The organism is Exiguobacterium sp. BRG2, assembly GCF_031844245.1.
Lineage (GTDB): Bacteria > Bacillota > Bacilli > Exiguobacteriales > Exiguobacteriaceae > Exiguobacterium_A.
The window spans coordinates 32,598-53,683 of sequence record NZ_JAUZUW010000002.1 but is presented as its reverse complement, the minus strand read 5'-3'; the positions used below and the strand labels follow the sequence as shown (position 1 = coordinate 53,683).

23 protein-coding genes are annotated in these 21,086 nt (G+C 46.5%); 4 read left to right on the top strand and 19 right to left on the bottom strand.

The features are described 5' to 3' along the window. Positions 1 to 2: 2 nt before the first annotated feature. Both rpmF and Q9R23_RS02970 read right to left on the bottom strand, forming a co-directional pair. Positions 3 to 176, bottom strand: coding sequence for a 50S ribosomal protein L32 (gene rpmF, locus Q9R23_RS02975; RefSeq protein ID WP_012370841.1), 174 nt, complete (start codon positions 174 to 176; stop codon positions 3 to 5). 46 nt (positions 177 to 222) lie between these two features. After that, positions 223 to 747 (bottom strand): YceD family protein, encoded by a 525-nt coding sequence (locus Q9R23_RS02970; protein WP_023468813.1) that lies wholly within the window; start codon positions 745 to 747, stop codon positions 223 to 225. 156 nt (positions 748 to 903) lie between these two features. Between Q9R23_RS02970 and Q9R23_RS02965 the strand changes: the two genes are divergently transcribed. Then, the gene (locus tag Q9R23_RS02965; protein WP_311246383.1) at positions 904 to 2,055 is read left to right on the top strand and encodes a tRNA(Met) cytidine acetate ligase; all 1,152 of its coding nucleotides are present in this window, start codon (positions 904 to 906) and stop codon (positions 2,053 to 2,055) included. On the opposite strand, the gene Q9R23_RS02960 is transcribed toward Q9R23_RS02965, so the two are convergent. Genes Q9R23_RS02960 through Q9R23_RS02940 form a run of 5 tightly spaced genes read right to left on the bottom strand, consistent with a single transcriptional unit; the run spans position 2,028 to position 4,864 of the window. Continuing rightward, entirely contained in the window at positions 2,028 to 3,026 is a 999-nt protein-coding gene (locus Q9R23_RS02960) for a SepM family pheromone-processing serine protease (RefSeq protein ID WP_290782779.1), read from the bottom strand. The two genes, Q9R23_RS02965 and Q9R23_RS02960, sit on opposite strands and share 28 nt — an antisense overlap. Next, entirely contained in the window at positions 3,026 to 3,517 is a 492-nt protein-coding gene (gene coaD / locus Q9R23_RS02955; RefSeq protein WP_214854625.1) for a pantetheine-phosphate adenylyltransferase, read from the bottom strand. The genes Q9R23_RS02960 and coaD overlap by 1 nt, the downstream gene beginning before the upstream one ends. Then, on the bottom strand, positions 3,514 to 4,095 hold the full coding sequence (gene rsmD / locus Q9R23_RS02950; protein ID WP_214854627.1) for a 16S rRNA (guanine(966)-N(2))-methyltransferase RsmD: 582 nt from the start codon (positions 4,093 to 4,095) through the stop codon (positions 3,514 to 3,516). Before rsmD ends, coaD begins: the two co-directional genes overlap by 4 nt. A gap of 46 nt (positions 4,096 to 4,141) precedes the next feature. After that, complete coding sequence (locus Q9R23_RS02945; RefSeq protein WP_035406768.1) at positions 4,142 to 4,399, bottom strand: YlbG family protein; 258 nt, start codon at positions 4,397 to 4,399, stop codon at positions 4,142 to 4,144. A gap of 24 nt (positions 4,400 to 4,423) precedes the next feature. Continuing rightward, positions 4,424 to 4,864: a YlbF/YmcA family competence regulator gene (locus Q9R23_RS02940; protein ID WP_311246382.1), complete on the bottom strand. Its 441-nt coding sequence runs from the start codon at positions 4,862 to 4,864 to the stop codon at positions 4,424 to 4,426. 101 nt (positions 4,865 to 4,965) lie between these two features. Between Q9R23_RS02940 and Q9R23_RS02935 the strand changes: the two genes are divergently transcribed. Beyond that, positions 4,966 to 5,733: an ATP-grasp domain-containing protein gene (locus Q9R23_RS02935; protein WP_231496837.1), complete on the top strand. Its 768-nt coding sequence runs from the start codon at positions 4,966 to 4,968 to the stop codon at positions 5,731 to 5,733. A 110-nt stretch (positions 5,734 to 5,843) separates the two neighbouring features. Continuing rightward, a complete protein-coding gene (locus Q9R23_RS02930) occupies positions 5,844 to 6,194 on the top strand; it encodes a YugN family protein (RefSeq protein ID WP_035406760.1) in 351 nt (116 codons plus the stop codon). A 147-nt stretch (positions 6,195 to 6,341) separates the two neighbouring features. Here Q9R23_RS02930 and Q9R23_RS02925 read toward each other — a convergent pair whose 3' ends face one another. The 9 genes from Q9R23_RS02925 to cyoE form a co-directional block, all read right to left on the bottom strand. Next, positions 6,342 to 6,599, bottom strand: a complete 258-nt coding sequence (locus Q9R23_RS02925; protein WP_214854629.1) for a hypothetical protein — start codon at positions 6,597 to 6,599, stop codon at positions 6,342 to 6,344. Between the two features lie 6 nt (positions 6,600 to 6,605). Further along, positions 6,606 to 7,211: an SCO family protein gene (locus Q9R23_RS02920; protein ID WP_050677540.1), complete on the bottom strand. Its 606-nt coding sequence runs from the start codon at positions 7,209 to 7,211 to the stop codon at positions 6,606 to 6,608. A 12-nt stretch (positions 7,212 to 7,223) separates the two neighbouring features. Further along, positions 7,224 to 7,685, bottom strand: coding sequence for a DUF420 domain-containing protein (locus tag Q9R23_RS02915; protein ID WP_311246381.1), 462 nt, complete (start codon positions 7,683 to 7,685; stop codon positions 7,224 to 7,226). 18 nt (positions 7,686 to 7,703) lie between these two features. Continuing rightward, positions 7,704 to 8,609: a cytochrome c oxidase assembly factor CtaG gene (gene ctaG, locus Q9R23_RS02910; RefSeq protein ID WP_214854632.1), complete on the bottom strand. Its 906-nt coding sequence runs from the start codon at positions 8,607 to 8,609 to the stop codon at positions 7,704 to 7,706. Between the two features lie 131 nt (positions 8,610 to 8,740). Then, positions 8,741 to 9,070 (bottom strand): cytochrome C oxidase subunit IV family protein, encoded by a 330-nt coding sequence (locus Q9R23_RS02905; protein ID WP_029342160.1) that lies wholly within the window; start codon positions 9,068 to 9,070, stop codon positions 8,741 to 8,743. 1 nt (position 9,071) lies between these two features. After that, positions 9,072 to 9,701, bottom strand: coding sequence for a cytochrome (ubi)quinol oxidase subunit III (locus Q9R23_RS02900; protein WP_029342161.1), 630 nt, complete (start codon positions 9,699 to 9,701; stop codon positions 9,072 to 9,074). Position 9,702: 1 nt separating this feature from the next. Then, positions 9,703 to 11,571, bottom strand: coding sequence for a cytochrome c oxidase subunit I (ctaD, locus tag Q9R23_RS02895; protein ID WP_052018991.1), 1,869 nt, complete (start codon positions 11,569 to 11,571; stop codon positions 9,703 to 9,705). A gap of 35 nt (positions 11,572 to 11,606) precedes the next feature. After that, positions 11,607 to 12,638 carry a cytochrome c oxidase subunit II gene (coxB, locus tag Q9R23_RS02890; protein WP_081780348.1) on the bottom strand — a complete coding sequence of 344 codons (1,032 nt, stop codon included), beginning with the start codon at positions 12,636 to 12,638 and terminating at the stop codon, positions 11,607 to 11,609. A gap of 64 nt (positions 12,639 to 12,702) precedes the next feature. Continuing rightward, positions 12,703 to 13,635 carry a heme o synthase gene (gene cyoE, locus Q9R23_RS02885; protein WP_214854635.1) on the bottom strand — a complete coding sequence of 311 codons (933 nt, stop codon included), beginning with the start codon at positions 13,633 to 13,635 and terminating at the stop codon, positions 12,703 to 12,705. A gap of 324 nt (positions 13,636 to 13,959) precedes the next feature. Here cyoE and Q9R23_RS02880 point away from each other — a divergent pair, with 324 nt between their 5' ends. Continuing rightward, the gene (locus tag Q9R23_RS02880) at positions 13,960 to 14,853 is read left to right on the top strand and encodes a COX15/CtaA family protein (RefSeq protein WP_214854636.1); all 894 of its coding nucleotides are present in this window, start codon (positions 13,960 to 13,962) and stop codon (positions 14,851 to 14,853) included. A 47-nt stretch (positions 14,854 to 14,900) separates the two neighbouring features. On the opposite strand, the gene Q9R23_RS02875 is transcribed toward Q9R23_RS02880, so the two are convergent. The 3 genes from Q9R23_RS02875 to Q9R23_RS02865 form a co-directional block, all read right to left on the bottom strand. Beyond that, positions 14,901 to 16,256 carry a cryptochrome/photolyase family protein gene (locus Q9R23_RS02875; RefSeq protein ID WP_214854637.1) on the bottom strand — a complete coding sequence of 452 codons (1,356 nt, stop codon included), beginning with the start codon at positions 16,254 to 16,256 and terminating at the stop codon, positions 14,901 to 14,903. 75 nt (positions 16,257 to 16,331) lie between these two features. Continuing rightward, positions 16,332 to 19,766: a pyruvate carboxylase gene (locus tag Q9R23_RS02870; RefSeq protein WP_214854639.1), complete on the bottom strand. Its 3,435-nt coding sequence runs from the start codon at positions 19,764 to 19,766 to the stop codon at positions 16,332 to 16,334. Then, entirely contained in the window at positions 19,759 to 21,030 is a 1,272-nt protein-coding gene (locus Q9R23_RS02865; protein WP_214854641.1) for an FtsW/RodA/SpoVE family cell cycle protein, read from the bottom strand. The genes Q9R23_RS02870 and Q9R23_RS02865 overlap by 8 nt, the downstream gene beginning before the upstream one ends. Between the last annotated feature and the right edge of the window lie 56 nt (positions 21,031 to 21,086).

Genomic DNA, 21,086 nt, shown 5'->3' with positions numbered 1-21,086 from the left:
GCTTACTTGCTGACGATTTCTTTACCTTTGTACGAGCCACATGCTTTACAAACACGGTGTGAAAGTTTCATTTCACCACAGTTTGGGCACTCGACCATACCTGGTACACGGAGTTTGAAATGAGTACGGCGAAGACGTTTGCGTGTTTTCGACGTTCTGCGGAATGGTACTGCCATCGTTGTCCACCTCCTTGAAAAAATACACTCGCCTTTACTTCAGAAATCAGGAATCCTGATCTTTTTTAAAGAACTGAGCGAGACCCGCGAGTCGCGGATCGATTTTTGGTTCGGTTTCCTCTGGATCCTCTTCAGAAAGAATCGTCCAGCCTTCCCCCTCAACCAACTGATTCTCTTCATCATCCCCATGCACTTGCACTGGCACATGAAGTAAAATCAATTCTTGCACGAGCGGTCGAAGATCGACCGTATTCCCGATCGGCACGTTGATGTCATCTGCTTCGTTCGAAACAGCATCAACCTCGAGCAGGAATGGCTCGATGGATTCAATCTCGAATGGATAAGCGACGTCATTTAGCGTCCGGGCATCCGGAAGCGTCATTTCGCCGGTAATCCGGAGATTGAATATTAATTGATTCGATGTAAACGATGCATTTGCACGAACGTGCACAGGTTGCACCGCCCGGATATCCGGATGGAGGGCGACTAGCTCATTGAGCTCGATCGTCTCGTTAACCTGAAGTTGACCCAGATTGCGCAATTTATTCAATTGCATCAGGGACCATTTCATCCGAATCACCTCAATTGCAACAATATGAATTATAGAGAGGACATCTTGTTTTGTCAATGTTTTTTCTTTACACTGAAATCGCTAGAGAACGAACACTTTTGGACGTCTTTATCCATATTACCGCACTTAATTCGGTTTGCAAAGGAGAAAGTTTTCATGAGGATGACAGCTATCATTTCAGAGTACAATCCGTTTCATAATGGACACTATTATCAAGCGACGACAGCACGACGGGAAACAGATGCCGACGTCATCGTCGCCATCATGAGCGGGACGTTCATGCAACGTGGGGAGCCCGCTTTTACAGACAAATGGACACGTGCTCAAGCAGCAGTCGCAAGTGGTGCCGTTGATCTCGTTCTTGAACTCCCCTTTTATTTTGCCGTCCAACGCGCAGATCGGTTTGCGCTCGGTGGGGTGACGATCGCTGAAACGATCGGTTGTGAGTCGCTTTCGTTCGGAAGCGAATGTGGAGACATCCATCCCTTTTTGCATGCGGCAGCGGAACAAATTGAAGAGATTCCTGCATATAAGCAAGCGTTACGTGACGGATTAACAGCTGGTCTTTCTTCTGCTCATGCTGCTAGTCAAGCGTTCAAGAGTGTCTCACAGACGCTTGATTTGACACAACCGAACAATACACTTGGTTATTATTATGCTCGCGCCGCGAAGACCGTTTTGCTTCATACGACCAAACGAATTGGAAGTGGCTATCATGACCTATCAACCGGAGCTATCATGAGCGCCACTGCGATACGCGCCCATTACCAGACGCACGGTCAGCTGCTCGCACTTCCCGAACAGACGGAGGACGTCCTGACAAACGCCTCTTTCGCTCATTTTTCGCACTATTATCCATGGATTCGACAACGCCTATTGACGACTCCCGTATCTGAGTTGATACGAATCGCCGGAATTGATGCTTCACTAGCTCCTCGTCTCATTGAAAGTGCCAAACAAGCAGAGACGTTCGATTTCTTTTTAAATCACGTCAAAACACGTCGTTATACGCGTACGAGCCTGCAGCGTGCCCTTGTCTATCTGTTGACTTCAACGACAACGGAAGAGATCGCACGGATTGATTATGACCATGTTGATTTCGTTCGCCCCCTCGCTTTTTCAGAACAAGGACGACTGGCACTTAAGAGTATTAAAACGCGTGTCCCTGTTTTAAGTACCTTCACGAGCCATCCTTGGCTAACGAAAGAAAGCCAAGTGACAGCTGCATACGCACTGCCCTTGGCTCGCTACGACGCGTTGCTCGAACACCGTCGTTTTCCTTATTTCGCTGGAAGTTCTTCTAAATAATCAATCGCATCTTCAACTGTCTTGATCGGAACGAGCTTCATGTTCGTTCCGAGTTTTTTAATGGATGGTTTTGCTTCTTTGTAGTTCTCTCCTGCTGGTACGAACATGATTTCAGCTTCTGCCTCGTCAGCAGCGACGACCTTTTGCCACGCTCCACCGATCGGTCCAACTTTACCACCTTCTTCAATCGTCCCTGTACCGGCAATCTTATGTCCTTTCGCCAAATCACCCGGCGTCAATTGATCATAGATTTCAAGCGTGAACATCATCCCGGCAGAAGGACCACCGACATCCTCAATCTGAAACTTAATAGTGGGGTCCGTCGTTACGTTTGAGATCGGTAATGGTTCATAAATACCAAGTCCGACACGTTTGACTTCTTTCGACAACTGATCCACCCGAATCGTCGTCTTCTTGATTTCCGATTTACGCGTGAACTGAATTGGAACAGCTGTTTTTGCTTTTTTCGATTGAATCGTCTTCATGAATCCGTCAAACGACGTAATCGGTTTTCCGTCGACGCCCGTGATTCGGTCCCCAGCCTTTAGTTTTCCTTCGGCTGGACCTCCTGGAATGACACCGGACACGTAAACTCCTTTAAAGTCGATATCGACCTTTTTATCAGCTAATTCATAGGCCTCGATCGTCGCATTATGTTGTGCTTCTTCCATGTATAGTTTCTGACGTGTTTCATACTGTGCGTCTGACTCACCGTCGTACAAATAATCACTTACACTAGATGTTTCAGAAAACGGCAGGAAGAGGCTTTCTACGAGGAAGTAAGGGGTTGCCCGACGTTGGGCGATCGTCAGCATCATCAAATCGCCTGGCTCCTTGTCCCCCCCAGACACATCAATCAAATCTTCCGTCGATGTCGCATCACCTGGATAGGAGATGAAATACGGAAGTGGCACGAAAAACACGAGCAAGGCAGCAATGACCGCTGCTAAGGCCGGTTTCCAAGCTTTCATCACAGTTCTCCTCTCGTATATCTCTGACGTAGCGCCTCTTCAACGGATGGCGGTACGAGATCAACGACGGAAGCCCCGTATTTAGCTGCTTCCTTGACGATCGAAGAACTTAAGAAGGAATATTGATTGTTCGTCATCATGAACAGTGTCTCGATTTGATCATTCATCTTTTTGTTGATGGATGCGACCTGCATTTCATACTCAAAGTCCGAGACCGCTCGTAGTCCGCGGACGATTGCAGTTGCGCCGACTTCCTCCGCATAATCGACAAGCAATCCATTGAAGGAATCGACCTTGATATGTGGTAGATGCGACGTCACATCTGCAATCAACTCCATCCGTTCCTCAACAGAAAAGAGCGGTTGCTTCGAAGAATTGTTCAATACGGCAACGATGATCTCATCAAAAATCGGAACAGCCCGCTCAATGATGTCTAAATGTCCGTTCGTGATTGGATCAAAGCTCCCTGGGCAAATGGCGATTCGTTTCATACGTGGTCTTCCTCCGCTTCCATGAATTCATATAACGTGATTGAGATGACAGCGGAATAACGAAGTCGACGAACGACCTCTAGCCGTCCGATTCGGTCCGGTAATACAACAGCAGAGTCATGTTCACACACGATGACACCATTGTCTGTCAGCATGTCGTGTTGCTCTATGTACGTGACGTGTTCCGTCAATCGTTCTTTTGCATAGGGTGGGTCTAAATAAATCAATTTAAACGGCTTTTCGGAGGCTAGTTCCGTCAAGGCGATCGTAACATCTTTTTTCAACACACGTGCTTGATCCGTGTAGTGTGTCGTCCGTAGGTTATCTTGAATGGTCTGGATAGCTTTATGGTGTTGGTCGACGAATACCGCCTCATCGCATCCTCTTGAAAGAGACTCGATGCCGAGACCTCCGCTACCGGCAAACAAATCAAGCGCTCGCCCTCCGTTGAAATAAGGACCGATGACGTTGAATAACGATTCTTTTACTTTATCCGTCGTCGGTCGTGTCTGATCGCCTGGAACAGCCTTTAACCGTGTTCCCTTCCGTTCTCCTGAAATGACTCGCATTTCCTTCATTCCTTTCAACAAAGAAGCGACGAGGATGTCCTCATCGCTCCATGGATTATGCTTCTTCTTGCATTTTTCCTTTTTTGTTCGCGAACGTCTCCGTGATGAACGGTCGTTCTGATCGTTTGATCGATTCGACGAACGGGAGAGTCGAAATGACTTCCATCACCTGTTCATGCTGATCTAAATCGACATACAGATGAACGTATCGTTCACGTTTAGACGTAAAGTAGACGTTCCCGTAACGGCGCAATTGACGGGATGCTTTCATCGCATTGACATAGACGATGAGTCCCACTCGTTCCTTGATCACGCCAGCCTACCCCCTTCATCTTCGTTATCCGCTACAGCTGCAGCTGCCACCGGTTGAACAGCCTCCGGCACATCCTTGATCAAAGAATGGATTCCCCGTTGGTACTTTGATTTGCGGTGATACTTCTCCAGCGAGCTTCAGACTGATTTGCCCGAGTAACGTCTCGAGTTGTTTTTCCGCTTTTTTAAACTGCGCGACTTCTTCTTGTAAATCAAGTCGCCGTTTGACTTCGTGGACCTTTTTCGTGATCGTCTGATAGTCAGGGTGATATCGTCCGAATCGTTGTACGAGTTCGTAGTCTTCCTTGACTTGATGAAAATCGCGAATGACAGTCTGTGCCTCTACTGACTCTTGCTGTGCTTGTTTCGCACATCTATATGCTTGCCCCGTTTCACTTTGAGCGAGAGATCGAATGAGGTCTTCCGCTGCGTTGATGAGGTCAATCGTCTTATCGGTATATATCACAACGAATCTCCTCCTTAACTTTACCATCTTATCATAACATTTCTCTCCCTCCTAGCCCGTTGAATTGTGTATAATTTGTTCAGAAGGAAGGAATGAACTTTATGCAACTGCTCTCTTTTAATATGTTCCGGACGATTGGAATCAAGACGGAACATGCCAAATCAGATTATCACTTTGATTCCTTGAAAAAGATTGAACAGGCGGATGTCGTCTTGTTCCCGGAATACTGGCAAATCCACTCGATCATCTATGGAATGAAGAAGCCGATTTTTCCATCTGCTGCTACGTTCCACCTAGGTCATGACAAGATTGAGATGACTCGGATTTTTCAGACCGTCATTCCGGATAATATCCCTCGAACAGGCATCTACGGGAAAAATGAGTTCACGGTCGATCGAGTCTTACGTGAATTTTCGTTTCCGTTCGTCGCTAAGACAGTCCGTAGCTCGATGGGGCAAGGTGTCCATCTCATCAAAAACGAAGCGGACTGGAAGAAATACACGGATACCCACGAGACGTTCTACATCCAAGAGTACATTCCGAACGAAAAGGATTTACGTGTCGTCGTCGTCGGTGATCAAGTCCTCGCTGCGTATTGGCGCGTCGGTGGTGCACAGTTCTTAAATAACGTTGCTCAAGGTGGCGTCCTTGATTTCGATGATGTGCCACAAGGTGCAATTGATTTCGTGCTCGCGCTTGCGAAACAGCTTGATATCGATCACGCTGGTTTTGATCTTATCATCCGCGACGGACAATGGTACGTTCTCGAGTTCAACGTCTTCTTTGGTGGTGAAGGACTTAATCACCTCGGCATTCATGCACCAGATACGATCCTTGAGTACGTTGAACGAAAATACGGAAGTTCATGAATTCTTCAAAATGACTTCACAACTTTTACGTCATCGTTTCATTCATTATGGTATGATAGTTTGGAAAGACTAGTATCTACTAGCAAACTGGGGTATAGGGGGATTCAAACATGAAGTTTGAACAATATGGCATCGAAGGCAAGGAACTGAAGTTCGGTCTTCTTGAAACAATTATGGATCATCACCGTTTCGTTCGCGAAGGACAATGGGATTACGAACGTGCGATGTACGACATGAAATACGAAAAACAATCAACAGGCGAAGTATTCTATCTCCGTGTTCCTGTCTATGCGATCCAAGGCGAGATTGAAGACCGCCATGCTGTCGTCCGTATGATGACACCACTTCTAGGGAAACACTACTATCCACACGGTGTCGAGTATGATGAGACGTTCCCTCCGGAAATCGTCAAGGACTGCGAACGTCGTTTAGCAGCATTGCTCGAAACACTCGAAAAATAAGATCCACACGTAGAGGTTCCAAATTAAGGAGCCTCTATTTTTTGTTCTTCATTCCAAACAAAAAAGCTAACGACCTCGCATCATCCACGAAATCATTAGCTGTTCTGTCCACCTGATTGTTATTCTTTAATACGCGCGAAACCGCTTTTAACGCGCGACGAATTGTACATAAGATACGACATCGTCTCCGAGCTGAATCCCAAGCTGCTCGCGTACATGAAGATAAAGCGCGTGAAGTGACGTTGCCGGTGCATTGACCTTTACGCTAAATGCAATCTCTTCCCGGTCCATCCGTTTGATCCGGGAGTGATGGATTCCATAATCCTCGATCGCACAAGCAAGTAATTCCTCGATGGCTTGAATAGAGACGGTAACATCTCCTTGCAAGTACTCTTCATAAGTCATCTACCTTCACTCCTTTGCTAATTGTGTGACCGAAGACATGACCTCTTCTAAGTCGACCGGTTCATCCGGCGTCTTCGCCATCGAAGAGATCGCCCGTACTTTATTCTCACGGTCCAAAATGAACATTTGTGTTCCGTGAGTCACTAAGCCACTCTCAGCTTTTGAGTAATAGAAATTCAACTGACGTGTCAGACGATCGATGACGACTGGATCTCCCGTCAATACTTTCCATCCTTTAGCATCCGCTTCAAAGTTCGAAGCATACTTTTTCAGGACTTTCGGTGTATCCACTTTTGGATCAACCGTCACAGCGACGAGTTCGACGTCATTTCCGTATAACTCTTCACTCCGAAGCTTCTTCTCAAGCTTTCGGTAATCATTCAATGTCAGCGGACAAATATCAGGACAGTTCGAGTAGAAGAACGTCAACACTTTGACTTTTCCGTCTTCTGAATTGAATGATTTTCCGTCTACGGCATTCGTTAATTCAAATGGCGTCGGTTCAGCGATGACAGGTAACTTTTCTTTCATGAAGAAATAATAATATCCCCCGGCTGCCGCAACTAAGATGAGGACGACGGCAGCGACCGTCAAGTAACTGTTCTTTTTCAAGTTGGCTCCCCCTTAATGACTCCAGATCGCCCGGAATACGTTCGTCGTCTCACCCGGATCGTAGACGACATATAATAAGCAATACACGATCACACCGGTGATGGCCGTCAAAAACCAAATGATCGAAGCAACTGGTCCGATTTTACGGTGACGTGCAAAGTTCTTCTTATACGCGTGATAGAGTGCCATCAAACCGAGCACCCCACCTGATGTCGCAAGAAGGATGTGGAAGATCAAGAATCCTGTGTAGTAGGCTTTGACAGACTCTGGACCGCCAAAGGCTGTGTTGCCGAGCAGAATCGTCCGCAAGGCATACATGATGAAGAATAATAAAGCGAGTGCAGCTGCAATCGTCATCACGGTTTGGTGAGCTTTCATGTTACGACGCGTTTGGGCGATCAAAAACCAGCCAATCGCTACGAAAATCGCACTGATGACAATCAGCGATACACAAATCAACGGCAAATAACTCATGTTCCAACTTCCTCCAATTTAATCCGCTTTTGGTGTGAAGGACATGCCTTCATCCACGGCAGTACTTTTTGAACGGCGCACCCATGTAAAGAAGGTCAGTCCGAAGAATAGACCATACACGAGTTCTTGACCGAGCTTCATGAGGACACCACCAAAGCGTTGGTCCTCTAATAAGTCATCTGTCGTTCCGAGCAATCGTTCCAGGTTCAATCCGCTTAAATCATTGTTAGGCATACAGTAAGCGAGTACTTTCGCGAATGTTGCCGGATCCTGATACGCTTGATACTGAAAACTTTGACTGAAGATCATGAAGGCACAGGCAGGTGTCAACAACACACCGTTCGCGACGATATAGACCATCTTCTTCAGGTCAGACAAACTATCGTTTTCGTTGACGGGTGCAATGATCGGATACCACATCGTCATGCTCAAGAAAATAAGTGTTCCATGGAACAGACGGTGAACGGTATAGTTCGTCAGGACATAATCAAAAATAAATGGCATATGATAAAACGTAAACAAGGCATTAAAGACGACGAGTGCAATCAACGGCTTGACGAAGAAACGAAGAATCCTCCCAAGATACGGTATATTGAACAAGCGCTTATAAAGCCACTCTGGTAGTGCAATCAACAAGAGCGGCGGTGCGACCATATAGACGAATACCATCTGCAGCATGTGTGCTGAGAACGTGATATGTGCTAGCAGGTCTAACGGACTTCCAAAACCGATGTAAAAAACGATCAATGCCGCGAGCATCGAAAACTTTTGCCCAAGCGTTGTTTCCGGCTCGTCCGGACGACGCAGCTTTTCTGTCACGACAGCATATAGGATATACAATCCAACGAGTATCAACGCATAATATGGACTCCATAAGACAGTCCATTCGAATTGCGAAAGTGCTCCCCTTAAATTGCCTAACATATTTCTTCACCCCGTTCCTTTCTCTTACAAACTAAGATTACCGTTCCCCTATTTCATTGTAAAGGTTTCTCATAAAACGATTCCAAAATAAAAGACCATCCTGCTAAACGTTAGCAGAATGGTCACATTTCTTACCAGATCAACAGACGGAGTGTCGCGACGATCGTCAAGGCGACGAAGATGCCAAGACCCATCATGACTTTGATCCATGTGTTGCCTTTATTGTTCATATGCATGAACATGTAAAGCTGAAGGTAAACCTGAACGATTGCCATGATGATCAGGAAGCCGCCAGCTGCCCAGTGCGGCATGAGATCAGCCATGACAGCACCGAAAGCGATGAGCGTCAAGAAAATCATGAGTGCGAAACTGATGAGTTGCAGTTGTGTCTCACGACCACGTTCTGCTTTCATCTCAAGCTCGATTTGATTGCGCGTAAGTTGCGGTTCGTGTTTTTCCATCTTATTTCACCATCCCCATGAGGTAGACGACTGAGAAGATAAAGACCCAGACGACGTCAATGAAGTGCCAGTAAAGACTTGAAACATAGTACTTCGGCGCATTCACGACCGTGATGCCACGGTTCCAGTTGCGGATGAGCAATGTCGAGATCCAAAGAAGACCGAATAAGACGTGCGCACCGTGGAAACCGACGAGAGTGTAGAAGGCAGAACCAAATGCACTCGACGTGAATGTATGACCGATGTGGTAGTAGTGATTGAACTCATAAATCTCACCCGCTAAGAATGCTAGTCCAAGAACAAGTGTGATAATCAACCACATTTTCATCTTCTTGACATCATTACGTTTCATCGCCATCATCGCAAGAACACTTGTCAACGAACTTGTCAAGAGGAGCATCGTCATGATGAAGACGAGACCCATTTCGAAGATGTCATAACTGCGTAGACCTTCTTTAGCACCGGAGTTATGAAGTCCGATGTATGTTCCGAAGAGAGAGGCGAACAAAGTCGTCTCTCCTCCAAGGAAGAACCAGAAGGCTACATATTTATTCTTACCCTCAAGTGTTGCTTTTTCAACATGATCCGGAATACCCGTGATCGGGTTGTTTGGTACTGAATGATGACCCATCTTACTTCGCCTCCTTTTCTGCTTCAAGGCGTAGATCTTCTTCGACGACTGATTTCGGGATGTAGTATCCTTCATCGTCGATCCAAGAACGGAAGAACATCGCGATGAATGTCATCGCAAGACCGATCAAGGCAATGACCAGACCGACAGTACCGTAATCTAGGCGAAGAATGAATCCAAGACCTGCAAGGAACAGACCGACTGACATAACGAACGGCAAGATCGAGTTGTTCGGCATGTGGATATCACCGACTTCTTCCGAAACAGAGACTGTTTTGTTACCTGCCATTTTTTCGAGCCAGTACGTATCTAAACCTTTGACGAGTGGAATTTGTGCGAAGTTGTATTCTGGAGTTGGAACAGGAAGTGTCCACTCAAGCGTACGTCCATCGCCCCATACGTCGCGTTTTACATATTCTTTTGACATCAATGCGGCAACGATCGAGATGACGAGAATGATCGTCGACACACCCATGAAGGCTGCACCGATTGAAGAAAGTAAGTTCATTGTTTCCCAGCCTTGGTTTGGCAAGTACGTGAAGACACGACGTGGCATACCTGTAAGACCAAGAATATGTTGTGGGAAGAATGTCAAATGGAAGCCGATGAAGAACAACCAGAATTGAATTTTACCCCAGAACTCGTTGAGTTGTTTCCCGAACATGAGTGGGAACCAGTAGTAAAGACCTGCGAAGAGACCAAAGACGACCCCACCAACGATAACGTAGTGGAAGTGGGCAACGACGAAATAACTGTCGTGGTACTGATAATCGGCAGGTGCTACTGAAAGCATGACCCCTGTCATACCACCAACAAGGAATGATGGAATGAAGGCGACCGAATAAAGCATCGCGACTGGGAACGTCAACTTCCCGCCCCATAGCGTAAAGAGCCAGTTGAAGATCTTGACCCCTGTCGGTACAGCGATCGCCATCGTCGCTACTGCGAAGATCGCGTTCGCAACCGGACCGAGACCGACTGTGAACATGTGGTGAACCCATACCATGAATCCGAGGAAACCGATCAACATCGTCGCAAAGACCATCGTCGTGTATCCGAAGAGACGTTTACGAGCAAACGTAGGGATGATTTCAGAGAAGATACCGAATGCCGGTAAAATCAAGATGTAAACTTCCGGGTGACCGAAGATCCAGAAGAGGTGTTCCCAGATGACGATGTTCCCGCCCGCTGCCGGGTCAAAGAAATGCGCTCCGAAGAGTCGCTCGAACGTCAAGAGGAACAATCCAACCGTAAGTGGTGGGAATGCGAAAACGATCAAGGCAGAAGCAACGAATGCTGTCCATGTGAAGAGCGGCATCCGCATCAGTTTCATACCTGGTGCACGCATGTTCAAAATCGTAACGAGGAAGTTGATCCCCCCCATAAGTGTACCGAAACCAGAAATCTGTAACCCGAGTGAGTAGAAGTCAACACCAAGCGACTCTGGTACTGTCGAGAGTGGTGCGTAAGCTGTCCAACCTGCGTTTGGCGCAGCGCCGAAGAACCATGAAAGGTTCAGTAAGACTCCACCAAAGAAGAACAACCAAAAACCAAGTGCATTTAAGAATGGGAACGCAACATCGCGTGCTCCGATTTGAAGCGGTACTGCTGCGTTCATGTAACCGATCAACATCGGCATCGCTGCCAAGAAGATCATCGTCGTACCGTGCATCGTGATCAATTGGTTAAAAAGTTCACCGCTGACGAAATCGTTCATCGGTTTAATCAATTGAAAACGAATCATTAGGGCTTCTACGCCACCAACTAGAAGGAAGAACAATCCAGAGATGATGTAGAGAATCCCGATTTTCTTATGGTCGACTGTCGTTAGCCAGTCCATGATGCCGCTTTTTTTCTGCGGCATACCCATAGTATGTGTCCCCACTATGATTCCCCCTTAAAAAATTATTGGAGCTTTTTGTCCAATAGATAATCTGCCAATTCGCTCAATTCTTCATCGCTGATCTTATCTTCAGAGAATCCAGGCATTTTTGTACCTTGTTTCTCTTTTTGTGGATCGCGAATCCATTTTTCGAGGTTTTCTTTATCATGCTTGAGGTAACCCGCGATACGCTGACGATCACCGAAGTTCGTCAAGCTAGGTGCGACTTTCCCGCCGCCATGACAGCTGAGACAGTTCTGGGCGTAGACTTGCTCACCAGTCGTCCAGTTCTTTTCATTCTTTTTATCAAGCTGTTTTGTTTCTGCTTCTTTTGCAGATTTCATGTCTTTCAACCATTTGTCATAGTCATCCTGCTCCATCGCAACGACTTTAAAGTCCATCAATGCGTGAGAAGGACCACACAACTCGGCACACTTACCGTAGTACGTGCCTGCTTCTTTTGCTTGTAACCACATTTCGTTATCAAGACCTGGGTTTGTATCTGTCTTACCAGAAAGAGCCGGTACCCAGAATGAGTGAATGACGTCTTTAGACGTCAAGTTAACCGCAACACGTTTACCGACTGGGATGACAAGTTCTTGTCCTGTCGAAACACCTTTGTCTGGATATTCGAATTCCCACCAGTAAAGGTTCGCTGTAACGTTGATTTGTTCGTTTTTCTTCGCTTCTTTTGCATCCGCAAGTTCAACCGTTGTTTTGATCGTCGGAATTGCAAGAACGATCAAGAGAAGGATCGGAATAACTGTCCAGATGATTTCAAGCGTGTGGTTCCCTTCGACTTGCTTCGGAACCGTGTTATCACCTGATTTACGACGGAATTTCATAAGTACGTAAATATAAATGACGGCTACGATCGCAAGGACGAACAACATGACCCACAAGCTAAGCTTGATGATCTCAAGTTGCATTTCAGCGCCTTCTCCGCGAGGCTGTAGCGCAGACAATTCCGGAATTCCACAACCTGATAACATGAGTGCCATCAAGCCGATTGGAAGAAGCCGGAAGAGCATTTTTACTGATTTTTTCACAACCATCCCCACTTTCTTTGTCCCCAATTTTGTCTTTCGTAATGGTGTACGTGAATTATGTCAAATCGTTTTAGAAAGAAACGAGTACGACCGTCACGATCCAAGCCGTGAAATAAAACAGTGAGAAGAAGAACATCTTCGACGCCCATTTGATTTCGGCTTGTTCATCTTGGATCTTCAGACCTTTCAGTCCCATATAGAGCCAATATCCACCGAGCAATGCCATGACGATCATGTAGATGATGCCATAGTGTGCTAAGAGGAGTGATGATGGAATAAGTACTGCAATCCACCATACAATTTGTCGTTTCGTGATCGCGAATCCGTTTACGACAGGTAACATCGGGATACCTGCTGCCCGATACTCCTCTGTCCGTCGCATCGCGAGTGCGAGGAAATGTGGTGGTTGCCACACGAACATGATGAGGAATAAAATCCACGCATCAATGTGAAGCGTCGGAGTGACTGCCGCAAATCCAATGATTGGTGGCACAGCTCCTGATATACCACCTACGACTGTATTGATCGTGTGTGTTCGCTTTAACCACATCGTATAAATCACGACGTAAACGAATGATCCGATCAATCCGAACACTGCCGCCACATGGTTGACGATCAACAACAATACCGTACCGGTCGCAAGAATCCCGAGTCCTAGCGCGAGTATTCGCTGTCCATCCATCTTCCCAGTAACGCTTGGTCTTCCCATCGTCCGTTCCATCTTATAATCGATGTCCCGGTCAATGTAGTTATTGAGGTAGCAACTTCCGGCAATGACTAATCCACTCCCGAGAAGCGTCCACAGTAACATCCACTTGGTTTGCCATAGATACAATAGGACATCATCCGTTATGTACGATGCCGCCACGACATACCCTGCGAAGACCGTAATCAGATTGGCACGGACGATCCCCATTTTTGCTAGGGTGACATAGTCCTTGAATGTGGGCTGATCCGCCTGCTCGATTGCCATATCCAGTGCCTCTCCAGTAACTTTCGCCATGCTGTTCCCTCCTTTTCACCATCTGCTTCCGTGTAGCACCTAGGCTTCACGTAATTTCTTCACAGAAATAACACAGACATGCCACGAAACGTCCTTTTCTCTATAAAAGATACCACATATTTAGGACCGTGACGTATGAAAATACTTTCGACATAATGAACAAAATGTGAAATCTATGTGATTTTCATCACAGTTCACCATATTTACCTAATACTAGAATAGCGTTGTTCTAAAAGATTGCAAGCGTTTCGAGACTTTTTATGCGATACTAGTCCTATGGAAATCCATGTATTTCGTATTTTTTAGAAAGGTGGTGTCCAAATCTTGAATCGAAAGCTTTCGATGTTTTCAGCCTTCGTCACGTTTACGATGATGATCGTCTTGCTGATGGGTGGGACAGTCACAAAAACGGACTCGGGAGATGGCTGCGGAACAGATTGGCCACTCTGTCATGGGGAACTCATTCCGACGAACCCAAGTGTTGAAACGATGATTGAATATAGTCACCGCGCTGTGACCGGAGTCGTTGGACTCCTAATCATCGCCTTATGTCTCTGGACGCTCGTTGCCTTTAAGGATCGATTAGATACGAAGATTTTTGCATTTCTTGCCTTCATCTTCATGTTGATTCAATCCCTCGTCGGAGCAGGAGCTGTCGTTTGGCAACAATCAGATCTCGTCATGGCGTTACATTTTGGTATCTCCTTGATTTCCTTTGCTGCCTTATTGATTTTAACGATATTGATCATGGAGCGTCCTGGTCAGGAATTCAGGGAATCTGTCCCAGCATTCTTGCGGAAGCTCTTGTACGGTCTGCTCGTCTACACGCTGATCGTCGTCTATACTGGTGCTTACGTTCGCCATGTTGGCGCTACATATGCGTGTGTGGGTTGGCCCGTTTGTTCCCAACCGTCGATGACGTTCGAAGCCTGGGTCCAAATGATTCACCGAATCATGGCTGGGCTATTATTCCTCTACACGTTGTTCGTTCATATTACAGCCATTCGCTTAAAACACCGGACGACGAAAATCGGCATGGCATTCGCGACGTTCTTCATCTCGTGTCAAGTTGCTACAGGTGCTTGGATCGTTCTCGGTGGACATGCAACATATGTACCGTTACTGCACGCCTTCTTGATTACGTGTTATTTCGGTGTCTTATCCTACTTGACGTATCATGCATTCCGAACACGTAAAGCAAATAGCCGTCTTCAATAAGGTCGTAAAAAAAGGATGTTCCTCCGCTGAGGAATATCCTTTTTTCATTACTTGAATCGAGCGATTGCACGCTTTCGCGCTTCATCATGTGCAACGATTGGTTCTGGGTATCCAGAGTCTTCTCGTTGTTGCTGCGTCGGTTCATGAATATATTGCTTCGACAGATCTTTGATTTCCGTGACATACTGCCGAATGAACTCTCCGTCCTTATCGAACTTCTTTGATTGTGTCGTCGGATTGAAGACTCGGAAGTACGGTACGGCATCCGTCCCGACCGATGCCGCCCATTGCCAACCACCGATGTTCGAAGCCGCTTCATAATCGACGAGTTTCTGTTGGAAATAACGTTCCCCTTTTTGCCAATCGATCAATAGATCTTTTGTCAGGAACGACGCGACAATCATCCGCAGACGATTATGCATCCAACCGGTTTGGTTCAATTGACGCATCGCTGCATCGACGATCGGATAGCCGGTTTTCCCTTCACACCAAGCCTTGAATCCGTCCTCGTTTTCTTCCCACTTGATTTCTCGGTACTGGGTGTTGACCGCTTGTCGTTTCGATTCCGGGAAGTGCATTAAAATCATGTAATAGAACTCACGCCAGATGAGTTCGGTGATGAATGTCTGCTTCCCTTTCGATTCTTTTGCATCTTGAATAGCTGCATAGACCGTTCGAATCCCGATCTCACCGGTCCGTAGATAACGTGAGAGTAAACTCGTACCGTCCATCGCTGGAAGATCACGATTCTCTTCGTAGTTTTCAAGCGATTGCTCGATGAATTTCTTTAAGCGTTGTTTCGCTTGCTTCTCACCCGGATGAAATGCCGCATCAGACTGTGCCTTTTTAAAATAGGCATCAATGAAACTATTAGTGTGCTGGCGCTTATGATAATGATCCCGTAGCGTTTGCCACTTCACATCATAGGGTGTTGGAATTTCTTTTTTCATGAACGCATTCTTATACGGCGTGAATACTTTATAGAACTTTCCATCCTGCTTTTTAATGTCATGTGGATGGAGCAGATGCCGGTCTAACAAGCGCTCCGTTTGTCGTTCCTTACGTTTTTTGATGATTCTCTCATCCCGCGCCTTGAATGGTTCGACATATTCCGCATTGAATAACAGAACGTCCGCATCATTGGTTGCATCTAAGAAAGCTTGTTCATCGCCTTCGATGAAGCGAATCGGCATCTCTTTTTCTTTACAATCATCTGAAAACAATTCGAGCGCTTGAAAGAAATATTGTTGCCGCGCTTCATATTCTCCAATGTAATCTGGATTGAGCCAAAAGACGAACTCGACTGTCGCTTTTGGATTTTCCTTCAGTAATTCAATCGCACGTGCCAACATGTGGTTGTCTTGTAATCGAAAATCGCTTCGAATCCAACAAATAATGTTCAACCGTATCCTCTCCCATTACATATTGAATGAAAAACAGGCAGCCCGCCGAGCGTGCGCCTGTTTTTCATTGTGACCTTATACGAATTCAATCAATAAGTCTTGACTCGCAATAGCTTCGCCTTCTTTAACATGGACGGCTTTGATCTCACCGTCTTCTGGTGCTTGGATCGTCGTTTCCATCTTCATCGCTTCCGTAACGAGAAGTTGTTCTCCTTTACGGACACGAGTGCCTGTCTCAACGAGTACCTTCAGCACACTACCCGGCATCGACGCACCGATCTGTTTTGCGTTACTTCGATCTGCTTTTGGACGGCTTGATGAACTTTCCTTAATACTGATGTCCTTGACTTCGACTTCACGAGGAACACCATTCATCTCATAATAGATTGTCCGCATCCCGTGATCGTCTGGCTGACCGATTTGAATCAACTTGAGATATAGTGTCTTCCCTCGTTCAATTTCGACCTCGATCGTTTCGCCTAGGCGCATACCGTGGAAGAATGTATTCGTATCAAGAACCGAGATATCGCCATATCGCGCGACATATGAACTGTAGTCCATGAAGACTTTTGGATAGAGCGCGTAAGCGAGAGCATCAAATTCAGTGACTGGTCGTTCAAGTTTCTCAAACAACTCATTTTTTATTGCATCAAAGTTGAGAGGTTGCATCATCTTACCAGGACGTTCCGTCAACGGAGCAGCTCCCTTCAAGATGGCACGTTGTACTTCTTGCGGGAAACCGTCCGGCGGAGTTCCGAGTTCACCCTTCATCAGTTCAACGACTGAATCCGGGAAGTCAAGTCCACTTGCTCGGTGCAGTACGTCTTCTTCCGTCAGATGATGTTGGACCATGAAGAGCGCCATGTCTCCAACGACTTTCGACGACGGTGTGACTTTAACGATATCGCCAAACAACATGTTGACACGCGCATACATTTCTTTGACTTCAGACCAACGATCCGAAAGCCCGACCGCTTTTGCTTGTTGCTGTAAGTTCGAATATTGTCCACCCGGCATCTCATGATCGTAGACGGTTGGATTTGGTGCGATCATATCAAGTTCGAATGCTTGATACAAATGACGCACGTCCTGCCAATAGTCCGAAATCTGTTCGAACTTCTGTGCTGAGACGAGTGGTTGACGTGGATGACCACTTAGGGCATGAATCAAGCTACCACCCGCTGGCTGACTCGTCAGTCCTGACATACTTGATGCCGCGACGTCAACGACGTCGACCCCGGCATCGATCGCACGCGCATACGTATAAATCCCGTTTCCACTCGCATCATGGGTGTGAAGATGGATTGGTAACGATACTGCATCTTTAAGTGCCGATACAAGCGCATAGGCTGCTTCCGGTTTCAAGAGACCCGCCATATCCTTGATGGCAATGATGTGAGCACCGCTCTCTTCCAGTTGTTTCGCCAGATTGACGTAATACGGCAGATGATATTTCGGACGATTCGCATCGAACAGATCCCCTGTGTAACAGACAGCTGCTTCCGCGATTTTACCTGTTGGCAAGACCGCATCGATGGCGAGTTGAATTGATTCCGGGTTGTTCAAGCTGTCGAAAATCCGGAAGACATCGACTCCCGCTTGCGCCGCTTCCTTGACGAAGGTATGGATGACATTGTCTGGATAGTTCTTGTAACCAACGCCGTTCGCACCACGGAGTAACATTTGAATCAGGACGTTCGGCATCTTTTCACGCAATTTCATCAGACGAACCCATGGATCCTCTGATAAGAATCGATACGCAACATCAAATGTTGCCCCTCCCCATGCCTCGACTGAGAACAATTCAGGAAGCAGTTTCGCTTCCGCCTCTGCGATCGCAACGAGATCCTTCGTCCGCATTCGTGTCGCAAGTAACGATTGATGAGCGTCACGGAATGTCGTATCCGTCAACAAAACGTTGTCTTGTGCTTTCAACCATTTCGCGACAGCTTCCGGACCTTCTGCATCAAGGATCGCTTTTGCGCCTGGCGTGTAGTCTGCCGGAAGATTTTTTGGAATTCGGACGTCACGCGCAAGTGGCTTGTCCAGTTTTCCGATTCCCGGGAATCCATTGACGGAAACCTCTCCGATGTACGTCAACAGCTTCGTTCCCCGGTCTTGACGTTTTGGGAAGATAAATAATTCTTGTGTATCATCGATAAACGATGTATTGTAATCGCCGCTGACGAACGCGTGGTGTTTCAAGACATTGCTCAAGAATGGGATGTTCGTCTTAATACCACGAATCCGGAATTCACTTAAGTTTCGACGCATTTTCGCGACCGCTTGGTCATACGTCAAACCGTGCGTCGAGATTTTAACGAGCAACGAGTCATAATACGGTGAAATTTCTGCTCCGACATAGGCATTCCCACCATCAAGACGTACACCAAATCCGCCTGGTGAACGATACGCTTTAATCTTACCTGTATCCGGCAAGAAGCCGTTTTCTGGGTCCTCTGAAGTAATTCGGCTCTGGATCGCAAAACCAAGCATCTTAATCTCTTCTTGTTGTGGAATGCCGACAAGGTCGCTATGTAACGATTCGCCTTCAGCAACACGGATTTGAGTCTGAACGATGTCAACGCCTGTGATCATCTCCGTAATCGTATGCTCGACTTGTACACGTGGGTTGACTTCGATGAAATAGAACGATTCATCTTGTGTGACGAGAAATTCGACCGTACCCGCATTTTCGTATCCGACATGTTTCATCAACGTGACAGCCGCGTCACAGATCTTTTTACGCCCTTCTTCTGAAAGCGTGACACATGGCGCCACTTCGACGACTTTTTGGTGACGTCGTTGTACGGAACAGTCTCGTTCAAATAAATGAATGATGTTTCCATGTGCATCCCCGATGATTTGGACTTCAATATGTTTTGGTCGTTCGATTAATTTTTCAACGTAAATTTCATCCGAACCGAATGCTTTTAAAGCTTCAGATTTCGCTCGTTCAATCATGTCTGAAAGCTCTTCTTCTGTCCGGACGACACGCATACCACGTCCACCACCACCAAGCGATGCTTTGACCATGAGTGGATAGCCTGCTTCTTTTGCGAACGCATACGCTTCATCAATTGATGAGATCGGACCATCTGTTCCTGGAATGACAGGAAGACCCGCTTCAATTGCAGTCGTCCGTGCCCGTACCTTATCTCCGAACTTATACAGGTGATCTTCTTGCGGCCCGATGAAGATGATTCCTTCTTCGCGGCAACGTTTGGCTAGCTCAATATTCTCAGAGAGGAATCCATAACCAGGATGGATCGCATCACATTCGGCTTTTTTCGCTGTTGCGATGATATCTTCAATGTCGAGGTAGGCTTCGATCGGTTTTTTTCCTTCTCCGATCCGGTACGCTTCATCGGCTTTATAACGATGAAGAGAACCCATGTCCTCTCGTGAATAAATAGCAACGGTACGAATACCGAGTTCCGTCGCTGCACGGAAAACGCGAATCGCGATCTCCCCGCGGTTTGCTACGAGAATCTTCTGGATTTTAGTCAACTGATGCTCCCCCTTTAGTTAATGAGCTCGTGGCACTCATCGAACGTGCAGTTTGCACTTCTTTATGATAAGCCACCCGATATTTGTTTTGCATAGAAATGTTTGCCATTACACCAAGCATCGTACTCATGACGAGTAACGATGACCCACCGTAACTGATGAATGGCAAGGTGACACCTGTACCTGGAAACAGACCAGACATGGCTGCAATATTGATACATGTCTGGATGAAAATAATACCGGAAATCCCAAGTGCGAGCATGCTCGAGTAAAGTGAGACACAGCGGTTAGCGATGATCGCCCCTTGAATCATCAGGTAAAACAATAGACCGAGTACGACAAGGACCCCGATGAAGCCGAGTTCTTCCGAGATGATCGACATGATGTAGTCGGTTTCAGGTTCTGGCAGATAACCATACTTTTGAAAACTATTCCCAAGACCCACTCCGAACAATCCCCCATGGGCAATCGATATGACGGAGTTGATGAGCTGATATCCCTTACCTTCTGCGTCAAGAAAGGGATTCAAACTCGCTTGAATCCGTTGCATCTGATTATCGGAAAAATTGTTCCATGCGTACAAGAAGATGATCGGAACGGTAACGACACATAACATGATGTAACCACTCGGTAATCCTACTGCAAATAAAATCATCGCCGTGATGAGTAACAGAATGAATAATCCGCCGTCATCCGGTTGCATACGAATGATGATCGCGTAAGGTGCAAGTAATACGACCATCGGAATCAAGATCCAGTCCGAGAAACTAAGTAAAATCCGTTTTCCGGGGGACGTCGCTGGAATTTGACGATGGATGAAGTGATGGACAATCCCAATCACGCCATCCATCTTTCCTTTGTGCTTTTGATCAAAATAACTGGCAAGCCCGACGACGAGCACGAATTTACAAAGCTCGATTGGTTGAATCAAGAAGATACCGAAGTTCAACCAGGCGCGAGCTCCGTTTAGGGGAACCGAAAATAGTGTTGCCATCAGCATCAACCATGTAATCGCGTACAAGAGTAAACGAATGATTGGTCCACGAAATACTTCATGATTCACTTGCGAAACTAAAAGGAACAGCACGATGGCCATCGCATCGAACATCAACTGCTTCTCAAAGAAGGACGTATTCGCATAATCGCCACCGTTCCACACGCTGGCACTATAGACCATGACTGTACTGATCGCCATGAGGATGAGCATCGTAAAGAAGAGACCGTAGTCAAAAAATGCTCGTTTTTCTTTAAACTTCGCTAACATATGTACACGTCCTTTTTTTCGTTTTCTAAAAAAAAATACCCAAACGCCGCATTTCA